At 47.6% G+C, this 21906-nt stretch carries 9 protein-coding genes and 2 tRNA genes; 10 read left to right on the top strand and 1 reads right to left on the bottom strand.

From position 1 onward, the window contains the following. Nucleotides 1-3 precede the first annotated feature (3 nt). The gene (gene mscM, locus ACSF8W_RS09775) at nt 4-3300 is read right to left on the bottom strand and encodes a miniconductance mechanosensitive channel MscM (RefSeq protein ID WP_500847127.1); all 3297 of its coding nucleotides are present in this window, start codon (nt 3298-3300) and stop codon (nt 4-6) included. 232 nt (nt 3301-3532) lie between these two features. On the opposite strand from mscM, the gene ACSF8W_RS09770 reads away from it, so the two are divergent. The 10 genes from ACSF8W_RS09770 (at nt 3533) to ACSF8W_RS09725 (ending at nt 21771) form a co-directional block, all read left to right on the top strand. Next, nucleotides 3533-3620 (top strand) — tRNA-Ser (locus ACSF8W_RS09770). Nucleotides 3621-3645: 25 nt separating this feature from the next. Further along, nucleotides 3646-3736 (top strand) — tRNA-Ser (locus tag ACSF8W_RS09765). Nucleotides 3737-4012: 276 nt separating this feature from the next. Further along, nucleotides 4013-4495: a hypothetical protein gene (locus tag ACSF8W_RS09760; RefSeq protein WP_500847125.1), complete on the top strand. Its 483-nt coding sequence runs from the start codon at nt 4013-4015 to the stop codon at nt 4493-4495. A 665-nt stretch (nt 4496-5160) separates the two neighbouring features. Continuing rightward, a complete protein-coding gene (locus ACSF8W_RS09755; RefSeq protein ID WP_500847124.1) occupies nt 5161-5592 on the top strand; it encodes a PTS sugar transporter subunit IIA in 432 nt (143 codons plus the stop codon). 17 nt (nt 5593-5609) lie between these two features. Next, nucleotides 5610-6998, top strand: coding sequence for a PTS fructose transporter subunit IIBC (locus tag ACSF8W_RS09750; protein WP_500847122.1), 1389 nt, complete (start codon nt 5610-5612; stop codon nt 6996-6998). Nucleotides 6999-7668: 670 nt separating this feature from the next. After that, nucleotides 7669-10122: a GH92 family glycosyl hydrolase gene (locus ACSF8W_RS09745; protein WP_500847120.1), complete on the top strand. Its 2454-nt coding sequence runs from the start codon at nt 7669-7671 to the stop codon at nt 10120-10122. A 64-nt stretch (nt 10123-10186) separates the two neighbouring features. Next, nucleotides 10187-12667 (top strand): GH92 family glycosyl hydrolase, encoded by a 2481-nt coding sequence (locus ACSF8W_RS09740; protein ID WP_500847119.1) that lies wholly within the window; start codon nt 10187-10189, stop codon nt 12665-12667. An 876-nt stretch (nt 12668-13543) separates the two neighbouring features. Further along, a complete protein-coding gene (locus tag ACSF8W_RS09735) occupies nt 13544-16000 on the top strand; it encodes a GH92 family glycosyl hydrolase (RefSeq protein WP_500847118.1) in 2457 nt (818 codons plus the stop codon). Nucleotides 16001-16063: 63 nt separating this feature from the next. Then, on the top strand, nt 16064-18802 hold the full coding sequence (locus ACSF8W_RS09730) for a GH92 family glycosyl hydrolase (RefSeq protein WP_500847116.1): 2739 nt from the start codon (nt 16064-16066) through the stop codon (nt 18800-18802). A gap of 128 nt (nt 18803-18930) precedes the next feature. Then, nucleotides 18931-21771 (top strand): GH92 family glycosyl hydrolase, encoded by a 2841-nt coding sequence (locus ACSF8W_RS09725; RefSeq protein WP_500847115.1) that lies wholly within the window; start codon nt 18931-18933, stop codon nt 21769-21771. Nucleotides 21772-21906: the final 135 nt, after the last annotated feature.

Raw genomic sequence — 21906 nt, 5'->3', positions numbered from 1 at the left:
GTTTTAGGCAGGACGTACTTGTGGGCGACGTTTCATTTGTACTTCTAACTGTGGCGCGGCGATATCAATGCCGTGGTGGTTGAACTTCTGCTTAATGCGATTGTGCAAATCATGGGTCAGGCTTAGGCGGTGCGCCGTTTCGGCCGCGTAAGCCCGTACTTCAAAGTTTTGGCTGTCGGCAGTCAGGCTCAAGAAGAATACTTCCGGATCCGGGGTATCCAGCACCAAATCGCACTCGTCGGCCGCTTCAAACAGCAGTTTCGTCACCAAATCCACATTGGCCGCATAATGGACGCTGATCGACAAGGTCACACGGGTGATAGGGTCAGACAGCGACCAGTTGACGAACTGCTCGGTGACAAAGGCTTTGTTCGGCACAATCACTTCTTTGCGGTCGAAATCGACAATCGTGGTGGCACGGGTTTGAATTTTCGCGATGATCCCCGTCAGGTTACGAATGGTCACGGTGTCCCCAATCCGGATCGGCTTTTCAAATAAGATGATCAAGCCTGAAATGAAGTTGGCGAAAATCTCCTGCATCCCAAAGCCTAACCCGACACCCAGTGCGGCGACCAACCATTGCAGCTTTGACCAGTCAAAACCAATTAAGCCTGAACCGATAATGATACCGAGGAAAATGGCCAGATAGCGGGTCAGTGATGTAATGGCATAACCGGTGCCTGGCGAGAGGTCGATATGCTGCAAGACCAGCAATTCCATCGCACCGGGTAAGTCGCGCGCCAAAATGGCGGTGACCCAAAAGGCGATGATCGACAGCAGAATGTTTTTCAGCGAAATCGCACTGAGCTCTTCAATCCCATCAATGGTGCTCGGCACACTCCACAGGGTAATGTCACCGAGGTAAGAGATGGCCTGATAAAGATCAGCCCATACCACAGACAAGAAAGACAGGTACACGATCAACAGCAGTGAGCGCAATAAGCGCAGCGACTGGGCGCTGATTTTATCCAGATCCACTTCCGGCTCTTCGATCTCGATCAGGGTTTCATTACTGCCGACTGCGTATTCTTTGTCTTCCTCCATTTCCGCGATCCGCTGGGCGATGATTTCTTGTCGCTTGGCTTTGGCACGCTCGAAGGCTAAACGGCGCTTTTGGATCAGCATCAAGCGTTTCGTCAGGTAATAGACTAGGATAGTGACCACCCCAATCACGGCGGAAAATTCCAGCTTTTCCATCACCGCTTGCGACGATGACAAATAACCATTGAGGGTGGTGTAGTTCAGCCCTTGCGGGATCACAATGAGCGCCCACCAGAACAGGTGATGCCCCAGATGGGCTTTCCCCTCAGGAAGATTGCCATAGGTCATGGGCAGCTTTTCTTTGTACATCCGCCAGAGGAAATAGCTGATCGCCACATTGCTGATTAAAAACGCCAAGCGGCCGAGGGTGGCATTCACATCAATGTCGCTATACAGGTGGGTAAACTGCTGAATGACCATCATGGGTAAGTATACCCACATCAAGCGGCGGTAATGGCCAAACGCACGGGCGACAAGGTCGGGATGCCAGTCAAAATGGCTGATCAATAGACCGTGTGGGCGTACTAACTCGCGGACGAAACAGAACATCAGCAGTGACATGGGCACCGTTAATGCTTGGCCAAAGTGGTGCACAAAGGGGTACTGCCAAGCAGCCGAAAAAATTAACCCAGCCAGACCCACCATGAGCGGGATCGGCCAGGCGAGACAGAAGGCGAAAAAGACGTTGCTGTAACTAAAGCGGAACTTATCTTGGGTGACTTTACCGATTTTTTTGCTGGTGTCGTCAAGGAAACGCTTCCAGTAACGGCGACATAAACGTAAACCGCCAAGAAGAATGGCAATCCCGCCCAAGGCAACAAACAGCGGTGTTTTCTCGATAGAAGAGGGGAACGCAATAAAGCCGACCCATTGAAACGGCGAGAAAAACCATTTGAGTTTTTCCCATGTCGAGAGTGCCAGATTCAGGCTTAGCGCATTGGTATCCGGCGCCCAGAACAGCTGTTTATTGGCCTGTACTTTTAGATCGTTGAGGTTGCTGTTTAGGCGTTCATACGACACTTTTAAAGTGGCTTGTTGGTAGATCAGGGTATCGGTTTGGTCGATCAGTTGCGTGAGCAGCTTGAGGTTGCTGGTCATCAAGGTTTTGGCTTGTTGCTGCTCGTCATCATTCAGGGAAGGATCAAGCGGCAAACTCGCACGTTCACGCAAGGTATCGTGCAGTTGTTGGTATTCGTATTTTTTGATTTGGTTCTGCGCGATGTCTTTATCTAACGTAGTAATCGGCGGGTTGGCCGGCAAGCGGTTGATGCGGGTGCGCAGATTTTCACTGAAAGCTGGGCTGAGTTTTAGCCATTCTGCCATGGTGTTGAGATCGGCGGCGGTTTTCTCTACCACCTGAATATGCTCTTTGGTGGTGCTGAGTTGTTGCTGTACCTGCGCCGTTTGGCGTGTGATTGCCTTGAGGAAAGACTGGTAACGCTGATTGTTTATTGTTAACTGACGAAGGGCTTGCGGCTGCTCACTCTCATCAGATGTAGGCGAGGTGGGGGCGGGTGTGGCTTCTGTTTCACTGCGGATCTCACGGGCGAGTTCACGCTGTAAGTTATTGCGGTAGGCTTGGCGCGCATCGATCTCGAGGTTATTGAGTTGAATCTGTTGTTTGACCAAGGTGCGTCGGTTGCCAGCGCTCAGTTGCTGTGCTTCCAGCATCGCCAATTGGCTGAGCAGGTATTGCTGGGTGATTTGATGGATCAGTGCGTTGTCGTTGTCATCGTGCTGATTGCTCATTAACTGTAGCGCCAGCTCTTCTTTTTTTATCCGCTCGCGCAGTTGAGAGGAAAGATAGGAGAACTCATCAATCCCGCGTTCTATGTCGAGCAGTTCATTTTTGCTGGTACTGCGGGTTTGCTCCAGTTGCTTGAGGATGCGATCTTCATCGGCAATCGCCAGTGTGAGCGCATCGTGATCCATTTGGCTGAAATCGGGAAAGGTGGTGACGGCAAAATTGGCGATGCGCTGTTTTAGCTCGGCGGTACGTGCAGGAAAGGTTTCGACCAGTTGGCGATAATGTTGTGTGAGTTGCTCGAACTCGTCGGTTTTCTCGAGCTCTTCTTGTGCATTGAGCAGGAGATCGAGCTGTTTGAGGATCTCTGGGGTATTGGTTTGTGCCTGTAGGGCTTCAATGCGATCAGTGAGTTGTGTCGCCCGGGCTGCATTGTCTGTTGCTTGTGCGAAAGCAGGGGGACCCAGTAAAGGTAAGAGCGTCAGGAAGACGGTCAGTAAAAGCCGAATGATCATAAAACTCCATGATGTTGGCGTAATAAGCTGAACGAAGAGAGGAACAATGAAAGCGGAAAGGGTAACCCTTCTGCTACCGTATGGGTACTGAACGCCAATAGGTTGATGTAGATTGCCACAAATCGGATCATTACTCACCACTTGAATGGTTTTTCAAGAAAAGCGCTTGACCCTGATGGATGTAATGATTACATTAGCCGCCGTTGAGACGCACAGCGTCCAGCAACAATGTGGTGAGGTGTCCGAGTGGCTGAAGGAGCACGCCTGGAAAGTGTGTATACGGCAACGTATCGGGGGTTCGAATCCCCCCCTCACCGCCATATCTCTTTAAGAGATATAAAATTAGGAGAGATGGCTGAGTGGTTTAAAGCACCGGTCTTGAAAACCGGCGTGGGTTTATAGCCCACCTAGGGTTCAAATCCCTATCTCTCCGCCACATTCAAAGAAACCGCTACTCTGTTAGCGGTTTTTTTACGTCTGGTGTTTCTGTGGTCATGGAATTTCAAATCCCCCTATACCTTGTTCTGGCTCCACCACATTCAAAGAAACCGCTACTCTGTTATTGGTTTTTTTACGTCTGTCGTTTGTGAAATGACGAAATTACCTCAATCAAACCTTCCTTATCCCCATTCAAATCCAGACCTCCCTTTTCATCTTTTTTTGATCTTTCCTGCGCTAGCATGGCGATTCGTTAATGACCTTGATGATCCCCATGAACACACAAAAGTTTGCTACGTCTATCACGATTGGTTTATTCGCCGTGTCTGCCCTTACTGGGTTGTTGCTCTTTTTCGAGTTGTCGACAGGGAGCGTCAGAGCGACCCATGAATGGATGAGCATGGGATTGATGGTGGCTGTGGGGTGTCATGCCTACACCCACAAGAAAGTCTTTGTGAAATATTTCAGCCAGAAACTAAGAATGCCGATGCTGGTGGGCTTGGTGGCCGGTGTCGGGTTATCCGCTTTGTCTTTCAATGACAACTACGCCGCAGGTGAAATGTTTGATGCGGCCGTTGATGCCAAACTGGTGTCGGTGGCTGGCGTGTTTGGCGTGACAGAGCAAGACGCACAAACGGCTTTAGAAGCTGCAGGGTTGACGGTGAATAGCGATCAGACGTTATCCGACATTGCTGAACAGAATAATGCAGATGTATACGATGTGATTGATGTACTGGTCGCGATGGAAGCAACATAATTGAGGGACACACCCTAATCTTGTTCGGCATGAAATGTTGATAAACAAGCAATAATAAAGGAGGCGTAATAGCGCCTCCTTTTTGCGTTTATTACTCTCACAATATTATATCTCGTTATACCTAACCGTTTATTGTACGCCTTCGATACATTGGCTTTTATATGCCTATTATAGGCGGGCTAATTATTATAGCGATAAAGATCACATAGTATGACGGTCTCATGATTCAATATACTGAGATCTTTGTGTGATGTGGGTTCTATTTTTCAAGTGAGGAACGAAGGGGGCTCCTTATAGGAAGGTGGTAAAAAAGAAATATGACAACAGAAAAAATAGGTTTTTGGATGAAATGTTCAGCTTGCAGGGCAGGGTTATCCAGACGTTTCGTGTCGCATTTTATGTGCTTCGCCTCTCATTTCTCTTATCTTCTACTCTGTCGCTTTGTGTATATATTATTGTTTTTATTGTAATTTCATGTGTGATTGCTTTTTTCTTTGCTCTTTGTTTTCGTAATTGTCACTGATATCACACTTTGATTCCATGGGTACAAAAATCCAGTAAATGGCGTAAATGTCAACTTACCAAGTTGTCGGTTAATCCCTATGATTCGCTCATCAAATTCATAAAGATTGAATTAAGCAAAAAGTTTTATAAAGGGAAATACCATGATCACGACACTAGTAAATACCAACCTTATTAAATTGAACTTAGAAGCAACAACCAAAGACGGTGTGTTTTCTGAGCTAGCTGAAATGCTGTTTAAAAATAACCGCATCGATAATAAAGAAAACTTTCTAGCCGGTATTTATGCACGTGAAGCGCAGTGTGTGACTGCTGACATGGGCATTGCTTACCCTCACACTAAAAATGCGGCGGTTATTGAACCCGCTATTGCAGTGGGTGTGTCAAAAACAGCCATCGAGTACGGCGCAGATGATGACCAGCCAACCGTATTTTTCATGATTGCCTCACCAGAAAGCGGCGACCACCATATTTATGCACTACAAGCGCTATTTGAAAAGTTCGGTGATGACCTTATTGCCGATATGCAAAAAGCGACCACGGAACAACAAATTTTAGATCTACTGACTAATTAACTTTTAGGATTACTTTTATGTCAACGATTGCAGCTACGCATAATCAAAGTGATTGGAAACAAACTTTATCCAAATTGAAAGGACACTTGTTGTTCGGTACGTCTCACATGTTGCCTTTCGTGGTAGCGGGTGGTGTGTTATTGGCCCTAGCGGTAATGGCAACCGGTAAAGGTGCGGTACCAGATACGGGTGTGCTTGCAGATATTTCGACGATTGCGATCAAAGGCCTTGTGCTTTTCCCAATCATTCTGGGTGGTTTCATTGGTTACTCTATCGCGGATAAACCTGCACTAGCGCCTGCGTTTATCGCTTCTGGCATCATGGCGGATTTGGGCGGTGGTTTCCTTGGCTGTATCGTCGCGGGTTTCATCGCGGGTGGTGTGGTTCTTCAGCTTAAGAAGCTACCGATTCCTGCTCACCTAAGTGCACTGGGTGTGTACTTCATCTACCCATTGGTTGGTACCTTGGTATCTGCAGGTATCGTTATGTGGGGCCTAGGTGCGGCTATCTCTTCTTTCATGGTGAACATGAATGAATTCCTAGCATCTATGGCAGGTTCGTCTAAAGCGGTACTGGGTGCGATTCTTGGTGGTATGACGGCGTTCGATATGGGCGGCCCAATCAACAAGGTAGCGACACTGTTTGCTCAAACGCAGGTAGACACACAGCCATGGCTAATGGGTGGCGTGGGTATCGCAATCTGTACACCACCACTGGGTATGGCACTAGCGACGTTCCTATTTAAGAAGAAATTCTCGAAAGAAGAGCAAGAAGCGGGTAAAGCAGCAGCAATCATGGGTTCAATCGGTATCTCTGAAGGTGCTATCCCATTCGCAGCGAACGACCCAATGCGTGTACTTCCTTCAATCGTAGCGGGTGGTATCGTAGGTTGTGTATTCGGTTTCCTAACAGACGTACTACTGCATGCACCTTGGGGCGGTCTAATCACTGCACCAGTCTCTAGCAACATCCCAATGTACGTGGTTGGTATTGCACTAGGTTCTCTAACAACAGCAGTGATTGTTGGCTTCTGGAAGCCCGTGTTTGAAGAAGATACCGCAGCCGTTGAAGCACCAGTACAAACTCAAGCGGCACCTGTTGCAGGTGAAGGCGAGTACGATGTACTAGCAGTAACATGTTGTCCTTCTGGCGTAGCACACACTTTCATGGCAGCAAAAGCGCTAGAGAAAGCCGGTGTTGCAGCGGGTATCAAGATTAAAGTTGAAACACAGGGTTCTAACGGCCTAGTGAATAAGCTAACAGCAAAAGATGTGGCAAACGCGAAGTTCATCATCCTTGCTCATGATATCCCAGTGAAAGAATCAGAGCGTTTCGCCAACATTCGCCAAGTTGAATGTTCTACGAAAGAAGCAATGAAAAACGCAGCAACACTGATTAAAGCCTAAGTGTTCTTGCAATAAGTACAAATGAAATAATAGCTAACGCAATACATGGGGACCAATAGGTCCCCATCCTTAAGATGGTTTCGTTATTCATATTCATGATGTGAATACCAAAGTTATCCTACGGGCCTGTTTACTTTCTCTTTTTATTATTTTTTGATGTAACGATATATTTTGCCCTGGTTAATTTTCCGTTCTTGCTGATACCGATCACTTGAAGCGATGCATGACATTTGTCGATAAACACGGTCATATCATAATGACAATACGTTGACGGCAAATATAACAGGTGATGAAAATTAACAGCGCAAGATATTACCCGGCTAATTAATGGGAAACGCCCTATTAATACAAAAGAGAATACACCCAATGACATCTCAACGGCATTATTTGTCTATTCCTGTCGATAGTCACGCTTTTACTTTTATCGGTCAGCCACTTAGCGAAAGCTGTTTTTCTTCACGTAGTGCGTTGAAATACGATATCGAACTGCATTTCTTCATGACGTCAGAACCTTCAAACGTCATGACTGCCATGAAATATAGCATCAAATAAAATATTCAATAAAACACGCAATAAAAATCCGTAATAAAAAATACAGACGGCGTTATATCCCTTCCTCCCCCTTAAGGGAAATAACGCTTTATAACCATAACTATTCGTGGACATAACAATGAATCTGAAAAGAACCCTTATTTCAACCGCAGTGATCGTTGCCATGCTAGGCCTTGCGGGCTGTAACAGCGATAATGATACTCAAGATAAAATTGGTGAAGTGGTGAATAAATCACTGATTAAATATGTTGACCCATTTATTGGCACGGGCGCTGATGGCCACACCTTCCCAGGTGCTGTCTACCCTGGCGGCATGGTGCAGCTTTCTCCTGATACGGAAATGGAAGGTTGGGGCTCTGCTGCGGGTTATTTTGACCACGGTAAAAAAGAAGACATTCCTGTTTACGGTTTTTCTCATACCCACCTTTCTGGAACGGGTATCACGGATTTAGGTGATATTCTTATTCTGCCATTCACTGAAAAAGGCAATGCGACTTATAACACCTTCGATAAAGAAAATGAAAAAGCGGAAGCGGGTTATTATTCTGTCGAATTAAACCGTGGTGACATTAAAGTGGAATTAACCACATCGCCACGTGTGGGCTACCACAAATATACCTTTAAAGAAGGCACCACGCCGTTCCTTAAACTCGATTTAGACCACACGCTGAATAAAAGCTGGGGCAACCGTACCACGATAGGTGATATCGAATTCATTGATGAATACACCGTGCGTGGCAAACGAAGTTCTGACGGCTGGGCGAATAACCAGCACATCTATTTCTACGCTAAATTCAATCAACCTATCGTAAAAGCGACGGGCATGATCGACGGTGTGGAAACCGACATCGCCCTTGAAAACGATGCGATTCAAGCGACTAAGAGCATTGCTTACCTAGAGTTTGCACCTTCAGATAAACCTATCGAACTAACCCTTGGCTTATCTCCAACCAGTGTGCGTGGTGCGAAGAAAAACTTGGATGCAGAAGTTACTGAATGGGGCTTTGATAAGGTACTGAAAAAAACGCAACAAGCATGGCATAACGAGCTAGCAAAAGTGTCTGTGAAGGGTGGTACGGAAGAGCAGAAAGAGATTTTCTACACGGCGATGTATCACGCCAATATTGCACCGATGGTATTCCAAGATGTGGACGGCACATACCGTGCGATGCGTACTCAAGAGCTGAAAAACGCAGGCGATATACCAAACTATTCCATCTATTCGATGTGGGATACCTTCCGTGCATTCCATCCCTTGCAGACCATTATTAACCCAGATCGCGCTGAAGAATACGCGAACGATCTGATCCGCAAGTACAAAGACGGTGGCATCTTACCGAAGTGGGAGCTGCAAGGTCACTATACGGGTACTATGATTGGTTTCCCTGCAATTTCGATCATTGCGGATGCCATGGCGAAAGGGCTGGATGTCGACGCGCAAGACGCGTTGGAAGCGGCTGAGTTTACAGCGCGCTACCACGAAGAAAGCGAGTTCCCTGATTGGACGGCTGACCAAAACATCGGTGCGGCGAACGTGGTGCAAGTCAAAGTGTATGAAGACAATGGCTTCGTTCACCACGGTTACTGGAACTCTGCATCCTACACATTGGAATTCGCTTACGGTGACTGGGCGGTCTCTGAAATCGCACGTATGGCGGGTGATGTGAAGGTGCAAGAGGAGTTTCTTGCACGCGCCGATAACTGGCTACATCACTGGGATGGCGAAACCGGTTTCTTGCGTCCGAAGAACCATCCAAACAGTTCAAGTGCAAACAAACCACCATTGGCGTTTAACCAGCCTGTTGACGAATCTCGCGAAGATGAGTGTGTGACTGTTGCGTGGCCAAATCACCCAAGCGGCGAATCTCTAGAATGTCCGCTTCTTGATTTCGACCCATATTACGTCGATGAATTTGCCTTTACCGAAGGCAATGCATGGCAATGGAAATTCCAGCCAATGCATGACTTTGCGCGTCTGAAGCAAGAAATCTACAACGCAGATGTGGCGAACAACAAAGAAACGACACCAGAGAAAGCCTTCCGCGAAGATTTGGATGAGTTGTTTACGGCACGTTCATCAAACACCGGTGAAGAGCTGCCTGACTTAACTGGTTACATTGGCCAGTACATGCACGGTAACGAACCGTCACACCACATTCCTTACTTGTACAACATGACGGATGAACCTTGGAAAGCGCAAGAGTACTTGGATCGCATTATGGCAGAAATGTACACCATCGAGCCGACGGGCTTGATTGGTAACGAAGACGTCGGCCAGATGTCTGCGTGGTACATCATGTCAGCGATGGGCTTCTATCAAGTCTCGCCAGCAGACCCGTCTTACTCCATTGGTCGCCCGCTGTTTGATGAAGTAGCTATCGATGTTGACGGCGGTACGTTCACCATCGTTGCTGACAATAACAGCCCACATAACAAGTACGTGAAATCCGTCACCATCAACGGCAAAGAACTCTCTAACGAGTTGACCTTTGAGCACAGTGAAATCAAAGCAGGCGGCGAGCTTCGCTTCGTGATGACCGGCGATAAGAAAGAAGCCATGCAAGCGCAATAAGCGCATTTATTCAGACAATGAAGGGGAAGCGGTCAGTTTCCCCTCATCAGGACAAGGACATCACATGAATTTCTCAAAAAGCATGATCACCACCGCAGTGATCGCCGGTTTAGTGGGCTTGGTCGGTTGCAACGATGATGATACGACCAGCAAAACGCAGGTGGATACCAGTACGCTAAAATACGTCGACCCGTTTATCGGTACCGGATTTAACGGCCATACCTTCCCGGGACCGGTGGTGCCGGAAGGCATGGTGCAATTGTCGCCAGATACCGAGCTGATGGGCTGGCACTCGTCATCGGGCTATCACTACGACAAGAAAACGCTGTTTGGTTTCTCCCATACTCACTTGTCAGGCACCGGCATGGGCGGCTTAGGCGACATTTTGTTCCTGCCGTTTACCGAAGACAAAGCCAAGTACATTGAAGATACCGACGATTACAAGCAGGCGATTTCCGTCAAGATGGATAAAACCTCTGAAGTGGCGGAAGCGGGCTATTACGCGGTGAACATTACGGATAATGGCATCAAAGCGGAACTGACGGCGTCTGAGCGGGTGGGCTTCCACCGCTATACCTATCCTGAAGATCAACCGCAGCGTTTGAAGATCGACCTCAACTCGATTTTGAACAGCGACTGGGGTTCGACGTCACTGCGTAACAAGCTGACCGTCAGTGAGGATGGTTACAGCGTGACCGGTGAACGTGATGCGGCGCATTTCTCCGGTTGGGCGAAAAACCAAAAAATCTTCTTCCATGCCACCTTTGATAAGAAAATCAAAGAGGTGTATATCCTGGCAAACGGCAAGCCGGTGGACGGTCTGACCGCCGAGCACGTTACATCGTTGATCTATGATGACGCGGGTAAACCGACTAAGCGTATTAAGGCTGATGTCACTGCCTACATTGAGTTTGAAGATGGCGGTTCACAGCAGTTGAACGCACAAGTGGCATTGTCGGCGGTCGATGCCGACGGGGCATTGAATAACCACGCAGCAGAAGCCGATATGTCGTTTGATACCGCGCGCACGCAAGCGCGTGAGAAGTGGGCCAAGGCGCTGAATTTCACGATTGAAGGCGGTACGGAAGCGCAGAAGGAAATCTTCTATACCGCGCTGTATCACACCAAAATTGCGCCGCAGGTTCACCAAGATGTTGATGGAAGCTTCCGTGGCATGGGCAAAGGCTCAATCCGTGAAGGCGAGGGCGAGTATTCCATCGCGTATGGCCAAGCGACAGAAGAGCTGCCGAACTTCTCGGTGTATTCATTGTGGGATACCCACAAAGCCCTGCACCCGCTAAAAACCATTACCGAGCCGACACGTGCTGTTCAGTATGCGAAGAACTTGGTGCAGAAGTACACCGAAAGTGGTTTGTTGCCGAAGTGGGAACACTTAGGGGATGAAACCGGCACCATGGTGGGCTACCCCGCTGTGGCTGTGATTGCCGATGCGATCACCAAGTTCCCGGATGCGTTTACCCAAGAAGAGAAAGCCCTTGCATTGAAAGCGGCAATTGATTCATCGACGTACGACAATTATGCCGCGCTTGCTACTGAGTGGGATGTACCTGTGTTGAATCGTACTCTGACCAAGCACATCGATTACATTGAGAAGAATGGCTTTGCGCCTGCTATCCAACGTGATGCCGATGGTGACCCGATTGAGCCAGACCATACCATTGAGTCCGTGTCATACGGCCTAGAAAATGCTTTCTATGACTGGGCGATTGCCCAAATTGCCAAAGCCGCTGGGGATACCGAGGCTGAAGCGACATACCTGAAACGTTCGAAGGGTTATCAGAAGTATTTCGATCATAACCCGAGTGAGTACGCTGAGCATGGCGTGACAGGCTTTATGCGTCCGGTGATGATTGATGAAAGCTTCATGACGCCGTTTGATCCGTACGGCACCGCGCATGAGACGGGTAACTATACCGAAGGGAATGCGTGGCAGTGGACATGGTTTGTGCCGCACGACATTGCGGGTTTGAAAAACATCATGGGTGGTGAGACGGCTTTCCAGAAAAACTTGGAAGCGACATTTACCGCCAAGATCACCGGTGATGAAACGGCCGATATGTCCGGTCTGATCGGTCAGGTGGCCTTCGGTAATGAACCATCCCACCATATTCCGTACTTGTACAACTGGACAGCAGAGCCATGGAAGACTCAGGAAGTGGTCGACTATATTCTGGATGACATGTACTTCGCTGCACCGGAAGGGGTGATCGGTAACGAAGATGTGGGTGCGATGTCAGCGTGGTATGTGATGTCGGCGTTGGGCTTCTATCAGGTCAATGCGGCGGATCCAACTTATACCATTGGCCGTCCACTGTTTGATAAAGCGGTGATCCCGGTTGATGGCGGTACGTTCACCATCACCACAGAAAACAACGCTGACAACAACATGTACGTCAAGTCCGTTACCATTAATGGCAAAGCACTGGATGACGGCTTGTTCTTCAATCACACCGAGTTCAAACCGGGCGGTGAGCTGAAGTTCGTAATGACGGGTGATAAAACCCAAGCGATGGGCGCCCAGTAATACATATTGCTATTTTACATGACAAATAGGCTTGCATCTGCAGGCCTATTTTTTATGTGTTTTTTCTTTTTTCTTTTTTCTTTTTTCTTTTTTCTTTTTTCTTTCTAACATCATTCTTTCTCTTCTCATTTTTTACATCTTCCTTTTATTGTTTTTTGTATAAATCACCTGTATTTGATTCGCCGTTGATTATTTTTTATGCTCTGTGGATGGCGGTAAATATGACAATATTGAAATATATTTCAGTCTGACACATTTTGGCATAAATAGTTACAGGCTGAATATGTGATGTTGCTTCTATTTATTGGAAATACAGGAAAGTGCGGTTTCGCATCATGCACAAGCAATAGGACAATTCTGCACAAAGGGAAAACTATGAGCTTGGATGAATAGTGAAGTTGTTATTCTCTGTATTTTCCGAACGCATGTCACAAATTGACATCAAATGACATTTTATCATGTCATTTGATGATTTTTGATTTGGGTTTAACTAATTGTTTTTATTGTATTTTGTGGCTTTGCGTGATGCGCTGTGATTATTTATCGTTCGCAATTGTCACTGGCGTCACACTTTAATGGCGCAGGTACAAAAGTCCAGTGAATGCTAAAAAAGTCAACTTACCAAGCGGAAATTTAATCCCTATGATTTCTCCATTCCCAGTGTCAGGTATGCCTGTCGTTAATTAAAAAAACGACAATAAATAGCTTCGATAAATATTGATGCTATGTTTGTCTGATTAATGGTATGTCTATCTGTAAATATTGTTTTTGTTATTTTAAATGGTAATTCGTTATTTGCATTTGAGAATGTGAATAACGAATTATCCTATGGGCAGTTTTACTTTCCATCTAAAAAATACAATAAAAGGTATAGTAATGAAATTTCAACGTAATGTACTTTCTCTTGCGGTGTTTGTTGGTATCGTTGGTTTGACGGGGTGTAATGACGAGACCACACATATTACCAATATCACACCCGAGCCATCTATCCCAACGACGCCGCTGGAGCCGAGCACACCAGTGTCACCGGTTGAAGTGGATCGTTCATTAACGCGCTTTGTGGATCCCATGATCGGTACCGCTGCCAGCGGCCATACCTTCCCGGGTGCCGTGGTGCCTGCGGGTATGGTGCAGTTGTCGCCAGATACCTTTGTCGGGTCTGAAATTGATCATGAATCGGACAAAAACCCTTGGCACTCTGCGTCAGGTTACTGGGATTCGTCAGATTACTCAGAGAACGGCATTATCGTTGATAAAGATGTCCCAATTTACGGTTTCTCTCACACCCACTTGTCGGGGACGGGGGCAACGGATCTGGGTGATATCTTAGTCCTGCCTTACAGCGACATGAAAGATACCCTGATTAATGCCTTTGATAAGTCCAACGAGCACGCCAGTGTGGGTTACTACAAAACCAGGCTGAATGAAGGCAACATTGACGTTGAACTGACCACCACCAAGCGTGTGGGTTTGCACCGTTATACCTTTGAAAAAGGCGCTGACCGTAATATTAAATTCGATCTCGGCCATACACTGCTGAACAACAACGGCGAAACGCTAAAGACCAAAATCGAAATTTTGGATGACTACACTATTCGTGGCCGTAAAACCTCTACCGGTTGGTTCCAGGGGCAAGACCATCAGGGCCAAGATATTTTCTTCTATGCCAAATTTAATGAGCCAGTAGCGAAAGCACTATTAGGTACCGGAGAAAGTGCGCCGGATGATAAGGAGATGCGCCAAAATTACGTGTATCAGGGCGATGATATGACGGCGTACCTAAACTTTGGCCCGGGTGATAAAGCCATTGAAGTGCGCGTAGCGATTTCGCCTGTGAACTGGCATGGCGCACAGAAAAACCTGGAAGCCGAAGCCATGACCTATGACTTTGCCAAGGTGAAAGATCAGGCGGAATACGCGTGGGCAGAGAAACTGTCTAAGGTGAAAGTGGAAGGCGGCACGGACGCTGAAAAAACCAATTTCTACACCGGCCTGTATCACATGATGATTGCGCCGATTGAGTTCTATGATGTTGATGGTAAGTACGTTGACATGCTGGGTACGGTGCGCACGCTAGAGAAGGGCGATACGCCAAACTATTCCATTTACTCCACATGGGATACGTTCCGTGCGGTACACCCGCTGTGGACCATTATCGATCCGAAGCAAGCGACGCTGTACGTCAAAGATTTGATCCGTAAATCGAACGATGAGTTTGGCATGCTGCCGAAGTGGGAAGGCCACGGTTCTGAAACCGGCACCATGATTGGTTACCCGTCGACGGCGATTCTGGGTGATGCGGTGACGAAAGGGCTGGTGGATGCGCAAACCGCACTGGATGCTTCGGTGAAATCGGCCCGTTACCGCCCGCACGATTTTCCACAAATCAATGATGGGATCTTAACGTCTCTGATGGCGGGTCAGTTAAATTACCATGTCAAAGAGCAGTGTGTGCGAGCGCCAAACTGGAACTCCGTCTCTTACTCACTGGAATTCTCGTTCTACGACTGGACCATTGCTGAAATGGCCAAAGCCGCCGGTGACATGCATACCTATGATGAGTTTAAAGCGCGCTCTTATAACTCTTTAATGCATTGGGATGATAGTGTTGGTTTCTTCGTACCGACAGAATTGAAAGACGGTGACCCATGTGCATTTAAATACTCAACGGAGACATTTAGTCCATATAAAGCGGATCCACTGTATTTCACCGAAGGTAATGCGTGGCAGTGGCAATGGGCCTTCATGCAGGATCTGGACAAGCTGACCGAAGTCATGGGCGGCACCAGTGGCTTAAATGAGAAGCTGAACAATTTGTTTACGGCAGACTCAGACCAAGGTGATCAGCATCAGGATATGACGGGCTACATTGGCCAGTACATCCACGGGAATGAGCCGTCACACCACGTGATTTACTTGTACCAGCGCACAGAAGAAGCGTATAAGACGCAGGAATATTTGGATCAGGTGTACAAGACATTCTATACCCCAACACCGGACGGCATTATCGGTAATGAAGATGTGGGTCAGATGTCAGCGTGGTACATCATGTCGGCACTGGGCTTCTATCAGATTTCACCGACCGATCCAACGTACACCGTCGGTCGTCCTATTTTCAACAAAGCAACGGTTCATATTGGTTCCGGTTTATTTACTGTGATTGCAGAAAATAACAGCCCTGAAAATATGTATGTGAAATCGGTGACTATCAATAATAAGCCACTGAACTCGTTTAATACCTTTGAGCATGAAGAGTTCAAAGCCGGTGGTGAATTGCGTTTCGTCATGACGGGCGATAAATCACAGGCCATGAAAGCCAATCTTGCACAGTAATGAATATTGCATAAAAGGGGCGCTCGCCCCTTTTTTAAGAATTAATTTGTTTGGAATATCAAAATGACATTTAAACGGAATGTATTATCCATTGCCGTGCTATTGGGCATGGTGGCGTTGACGGGCTGTAATAGCGATTCATCAAATAATAATGACGGCAATACGTTAGAACCTGGGCTGTCGAAAAATACGGTTCTGAAATATGTAGATACCCTCATTGGCACCAAAGGACTGGGAAATGTTAACCCGTCTCCTGTTATGCCTGAAGGCATGATCCAACCGTCACCTGATAACTATGATCCTAATGGTTGGAATGGCAAAGGTTCACCGTCTGAATACGATCCGTCAAATAAATACCTGTCTGGTTTTACCATGACACATATTTCAGGTGCGGGTAAAGGCGATTTAAATGATTTCGCATTCCTGCCGTACTCTGATTTTAATACCGATGCGCCAACCATGAACAAAGAAACAGAAACGGCGGAAGTCGGTTATTATTCTGTTGAATTGATTGAGACCGGCGTTAAAGCCGAACTCTCCGCGACCGATCGCGTTGCGTTCCAACGTTTCACGTTTAATAAAGGTGGCGATCGTAAAGTTCGTATTGATTTACAGCATGAGCTATTAGAACAATACGGCAACCACTCACGTAATATTTATTATAAGCGTATTAATGATACCACCGTAGTGGGTGCGCGTACCTCGAATGAATGGGGACAGTGGCAAACCGTCTTCTTCGTCGCTGAATTCTCTGCGCCGATTGTGGAAGAAAACCTCTACGCCAAGCTGGCATCTGAAAGCCAATTATCACCGGTTGATGCCACTGAAGTTGGCCTCGCCGACTACCGTGGTTACGCTGAACATAAGCAGATGCCGAACGAGCCCGCGCCAGATGCCGACCGTTTAGCTAAGCGTGCCAACGATATCATGACCCACTTGAACTTTGGTGCGGGCGATGAGCCAATCACGGTGAAAGTGGCCATTTCTGGTACCAGCGTGGAAGGGGCAATGAAAAACCTCGACGCTGATACCAACGACTTTGACTTTGATGCGGTGGTGGCGAAAAACCGCAACGCCTGGATTGATGTCTTGGGTGAGTTTGAGCTGGAAGGCGCAAAAACCGCTGACAAGACCATGTTCTACACCTCGCTGTACCGCACTTTTGTCGCGCCGTTTGTTTACCAGGATGTGGACGGTAAATACCGTGGCATGGACGGCAAAGTGCATCAAGCCGAAGACGGTTTCACTAACCTGTCTGTGTACTCCATGTGGGATACCTTCCGTGCCTCTCACCCACTGAAAACCATTATCGACAAAGATCGTGCGATTGATTACGTCCATGATTTGATCAACAAATTCAAGACCGGCGGGGTACTGCCAAAGTGGGAACTGCACTCTGATTACACCGGTGAAATGGTGGGTTACCCAGCGGTATCCGTGATTGCCGATACCATGGTGAAACACCCTGAAGCCTTTACCCAAACTGATTTTGAATTGGCTTTACAGGCGGCGGATGTCTCGGCCAACTTTGATGAGTCCATTACTGAAAGCTGGGTGCCTTACCGCGATGCATGGAACGGAGATAAGCGTTTCACTGTCATGACCCGTCACGGCCAATACGCGGAAGAGTTGGGCTATGTGCCGGCCAATGTGAAATGGAACCCAGACGAGGATAAAAATAAGCCCGCGTATGTCGAAGGCCTAAAACAAGATAAATACGATGAACTGGTGAATGAATCGGTCGCGTACGGTCTGGAAAATGCGTATTACGACTGGACCATTGCACAGATCGCCAAATTGGCTGGCAATGATGAAATGTTCGCCCGTTACATGAAGCGTTCTGAAACCTTCAAGGCGTATTTTGACTATAACCCGGACTATTACGGCAAACTGCTGGGCAAAAATAACGAAAGCCTAGGGGCGACCGGTTTTATGCGTCCGGTGTATCAGGTGACAGGTTCAGCAACACCGGAGTTTGCCAATAACCTGAGCAGCCAGTGTCTGGATGACAACTTCAAGTTGGATATTCCAGGTGACAAAGATTACAACTGGTGTAAAGACCGCAAGAACTTGGTGCAAGGCGATCACTTCTGGCCATACCGTGCGGAGCACCGTGGTGAAGACTTCACCGAAGGTAACGCGTGGCAGTGGACCTGGTTTGCGCCACAAAACCTCAATGGCCTGGCGAACATCATGGGTGGTGATAAACAAGAACGGACGGATTATTCCGCGCCAGAAGTCATGACTGCGCAGGGCAAAGCGGCATTTTTGGCGAACCTTGACGCACTGTTTAATGCCGATTCCAAGGCGGATACGACGCAATCGCATGATATGTCAGGCTTCATCGGCCAGTTCGTGATGGGTAACGAGCCGGATCATCACGTGCCTTACCTGTACAACTGGACGGCAGAGCCGTGGAAAACACAGGAAATCGTTAATCAGGCAATGAACGACTTCTACCACCCGACCCATGAAGGTTTGATCGGTAACGAAGACGTGGGCCAGATGTCTGCGTGGTACATCATGTCGGCGCTGGGCTTCTACCAAGTCACACCAGGGGAGCCAACCTACACCATTGGTCGCCCGATCTTCGATAAAGCGGTGATCCCGGTGGGAGATGGCGGTCAGTTTACGATCACGTCGGATAATAATTCGGAAGAAAATATCTACGTGAAAAATGCGACGATTAACGGCAAACCGCTTGGGGAGAATTTATCGTTCCATCACCGTGAATTAAAAGACGGTGGTGTGCTGCACTTTGAAATGACCAACGATAAACAGCAAGCGTTAAAAGCTCAGTAATTTATATCCATATTATTAACTCATAAGAAAGAGGAGGTGTTTTATCTCCTCTCTTTTCCTACAAGCACGTTTATCAACAAGTACAACGTTATCGACAAGAAAACGTTTAATTATAAATAAGGCAGAAAATGGAATTTAAACAGAACATCTTATCTATTGCTGTATTTATGGGATTAGTCGGTTTAACTGGCTGTAATGATGAAACGATTAATTATAATGGTGATGTCGATGTTGCACCGCCAACGGTCACACCAGAAACGGGCAAACCGGTTTGTCCGCCGACGGGTGATGAAGAGTGTGACGATAAGCCAAGCACTGAAAAGCCGGTTATTGATATGGGCGTGCATACGCCAGTTGAATTTGCCGATATGGATGTGACTCGCCATGTGAATCCTTTTATTGGTACGGGTAACTTAGGCAATAACTACCCAGGTGCCACTACTCCTCACGGCATGGTGCAATTATCACCGAATAACGGTGCAAACGGTTGGGAATATATTTCCGGTTATTATTACCATGATGCGCGCGTGTCTGGTTTCTCACATACCCATTTATCCGGTGCGGGCGCAGGCGATCTGAATGATATTTTGGTGATGCCAATCAACAGCCGCTCAAATTATATGCTCAATGAAGGCTCGGCCACGCTGAACCTTGAAGCGTCCCGTTTCCAGCATAAAGATGAACAAGCCACTGCGGGTTATTACAAAGTTGACTTGATTGACTACGATATTACTGCTGAATTGACAGCATCTGATCGTGTCGGTGTACACCGTTATACCTTCCCGCGTGATAATAAATCCGAAATCATCGTTAACACCGGCTTTAAAATTAACTGGGACTACACGTCAGATTCATACCTGAAATGGGATAAAGAAAATAACCGATTAGAAGGTCACCGCTTCTCGGATGGTTGGGCAGCGAACCAGAAAGAATTCTTTGTGATGGAATTCGACCAGCCGATCAAAAACATCCGTTTTGCTTATTATGACAAAGACGGTAAACAGTACACTGATGCGCCAGCTGGCACGTTGGAAATCGGTGGCGAAACACTGGGTAAATACCAATACGCTCGTGCCTACGTCGAGTTTGATACCGCAAAAGCCGGTTTGACGGTAGAAGCGAAATTGGCGTTGTCCAACGTTGAAATCGGTAAAGAGGGAAAGACCGGTGCGTCACTGAACATGACGGAAGTGGCCGGCATGAACTTCGATGAAGTGCGTCAGGCCGCGACCAAGTTGTGGGAAGATGAGTTAGGCAAAATCCGTGTAGAAGGCGATTTGGATTACAAGCAAACCTTCTATACTGCTTTGTACCGCTCGTACTCAGGCCAAACCATGCTGTCTGATTTGGATGGTCGTTACCGTCAAACACACCAAGGCCGTAACGCCTACCCAGATGGTAATACCCCATGGGGTGACAAGATCGACACGCTAAAAGAGTCGATCCGTACTGCGGATGCTAACAAAGACGGTAAAGCCGATTACACCCGTTACGATACGTTCTCACTGTGGGATACCTACCGTGCGGTTCAGCCGTTAGCCTCTATCACCGAGCCTGCGCGTATTGCTGACATGGTGCTGTCGATGCTCTCTTATGCGGAAGAAGAGTGGACGAACGACAAGGGAGAAATCAAGCGCGGCCGTTTACCAGAGTGGACCTTCAAAGGTAACGAAACGGGCATGATGATGGGGATGCACTCCACCCCAATCATTTATGATGCGCTGTCGAAAGGCTACCTTGATGATCGCATGATCGACTTAGGCTTCTCTGATGCAGATCGTCAAGACGTGAAAGTGCGTCTGGTGAACGCAATGATCACTGATGCCCGTGCCGTGTCTAGCCAAGGTGTCGCATGGATTAAGGAATATGAAGCACAAGGCTACGTGCCAGCACAATTGCATGATACACCGCCTGACTCATACGGCGGCCACTCACCGTTTAAAGATTCATGGACCGCATCTTACTCGCTAGAGTACTCGATGAATGACTGGAACATCGCAAAATCCATCGCTCTTGTGATGGGTGAAGATGCACCGGAATACAAAGAGTTTGCGGACCGTTCAAATAACTGGCAGGCCCAGTTCGACTTTGGTGGCGAGAAGTACCAAGGTTGGTTTAAAGCGCGTGATAACGATGGTGAGTTCATTGATGCGGGTTGGGTAGACCCTAAGACGGGCAAGGCGGTCGGTAAAGACTGGCGTCCAGATATGTTTAACTGGGCGTTCTCTGAGTCGAATGGCTGGCAGTATTCCTTCAGCGTTCAGCACGACATTAACGGCTTGGTGGATCTGATGACCGAGTTTGAACAGTCTACGCTAGCGGGCGATGAAGTGGCGGAGCGCGGTGCCTTGTTTGCCGCACGTTTGGATGAGTACTTCAGTACGTACCCAGACCGTAACGCCGGTGATAACCAGTTCCCGGTATTTAATACGGGTAATCTCGGTCAGCACGTTCAAGGTAATGAGCCGGATATTCATGTGCCTTACCTGTACAACTACGTGGCACAGCCATGGAAAACCCAAGCAGCAGTCACAGCCGCGACTAACGTGTGTTACGACAACACCGCTGACGGTATCTGTGGTAACGATGACTTCGGTACCTTGTCATCATGGTTCGTGTTCCGTGCGCTCGGTTTCTTCCCGGTGAACTCTTCATCGGGCATTTACGAAATCGGTACGCCAATGTTTGAAACGGCCTCTATCGCCGTGGATAACGGCCAGCGATTCACTGTGAAAGCGAAGAACGTGAGCCGTGAAAACATCTTTATCCAATCAGCGACGTTGAATGGTAAAGACTTCAACCGCACGTACCTGACGCATGCGGAAATCATGCAGGGTGGCGACATTGAATTCTTGATGGGCGATAAGCCAAACCACCGTTGGGGTGCCAATATGGACACCGACACACCACCGGATTTGGGTATCGGTGAGTTCCTACACACGGATGCACTGCCAGCCGGTTCGCGTTAATTACCGTTAATCGTCACAATCAGTGATGGAATCACAAGCCTCTACGTTCCCCCGTAGAGGCTTTTTATTTTGTGGCGTGATATTCCAGCAGATACCCACATGCGAAGATGAATTCAATGTGGGCGTATTACATTG

The sequence above is a fragment of the Photobacterium sp. 270122K genome, assembly GCF_059941365.1.
This window is presented reverse-complemented; position numbering and strand designations above follow the sequence as displayed.

Excerpts from the sequence above, each read along its gene's own strand:
- ACSF8W_RS09755 (WP_500847124.1), top strand. The coding sequence starts at position 5,161 with ATGATCACGACACTAGTAAATACCAACCTTATTAAATTGAACTTAGAA.
- ACSF8W_RS09760 (WP_500847125.1), top strand. The coding sequence starts at position 4,013 with ATGAACACACAAAAGTTTGCTACGTCTATCACGATTGGTTTATTCGCC.
- ACSF8W_RS09750 (WP_500847122.1), top strand. The coding sequence starts at position 5,610 with ATGTCAACGATTGCAGCTACGCATAATCAAAGTGATTGGAAACAAACT.
- mscM (WP_500847127.1), bottom strand. The coding sequence starts at position 3,300 with ATGATCATTCGGCTTTTACTGACCGTCTTCCTGACGCTCTTACCTTTA.
- ACSF8W_RS09740 (WP_500847119.1), top strand. The coding sequence starts at position 10,187 with ATGAATTTCTCAAAAAGCATGATCACCACCGCAGTGATCGCCGGTTTA.
- ACSF8W_RS09745 (WP_500847120.1), top strand. The coding sequence starts at position 7,669 with ATGAATCTGAAAAGAACCCTTATTTCAACCGCAGTGATCGTTGCCATG.
- ACSF8W_RS09735 (WP_500847118.1), top strand. The coding sequence starts at position 13,544 with ATGAAATTTCAACGTAATGTACTTTCTCTTGCGGTGTTTGTTGGTATC.
- ACSF8W_RS09730 (WP_500847116.1), top strand. The coding sequence starts at position 16,064 with ATGACATTTAAACGGAATGTATTATCCATTGCCGTGCTATTGGGCATG.
- ACSF8W_RS09725 (WP_500847115.1), top strand. The coding sequence starts at position 18,931 with ATGGAATTTAAACAGAACATCTTATCTATTGCTGTATTTATGGGATTA.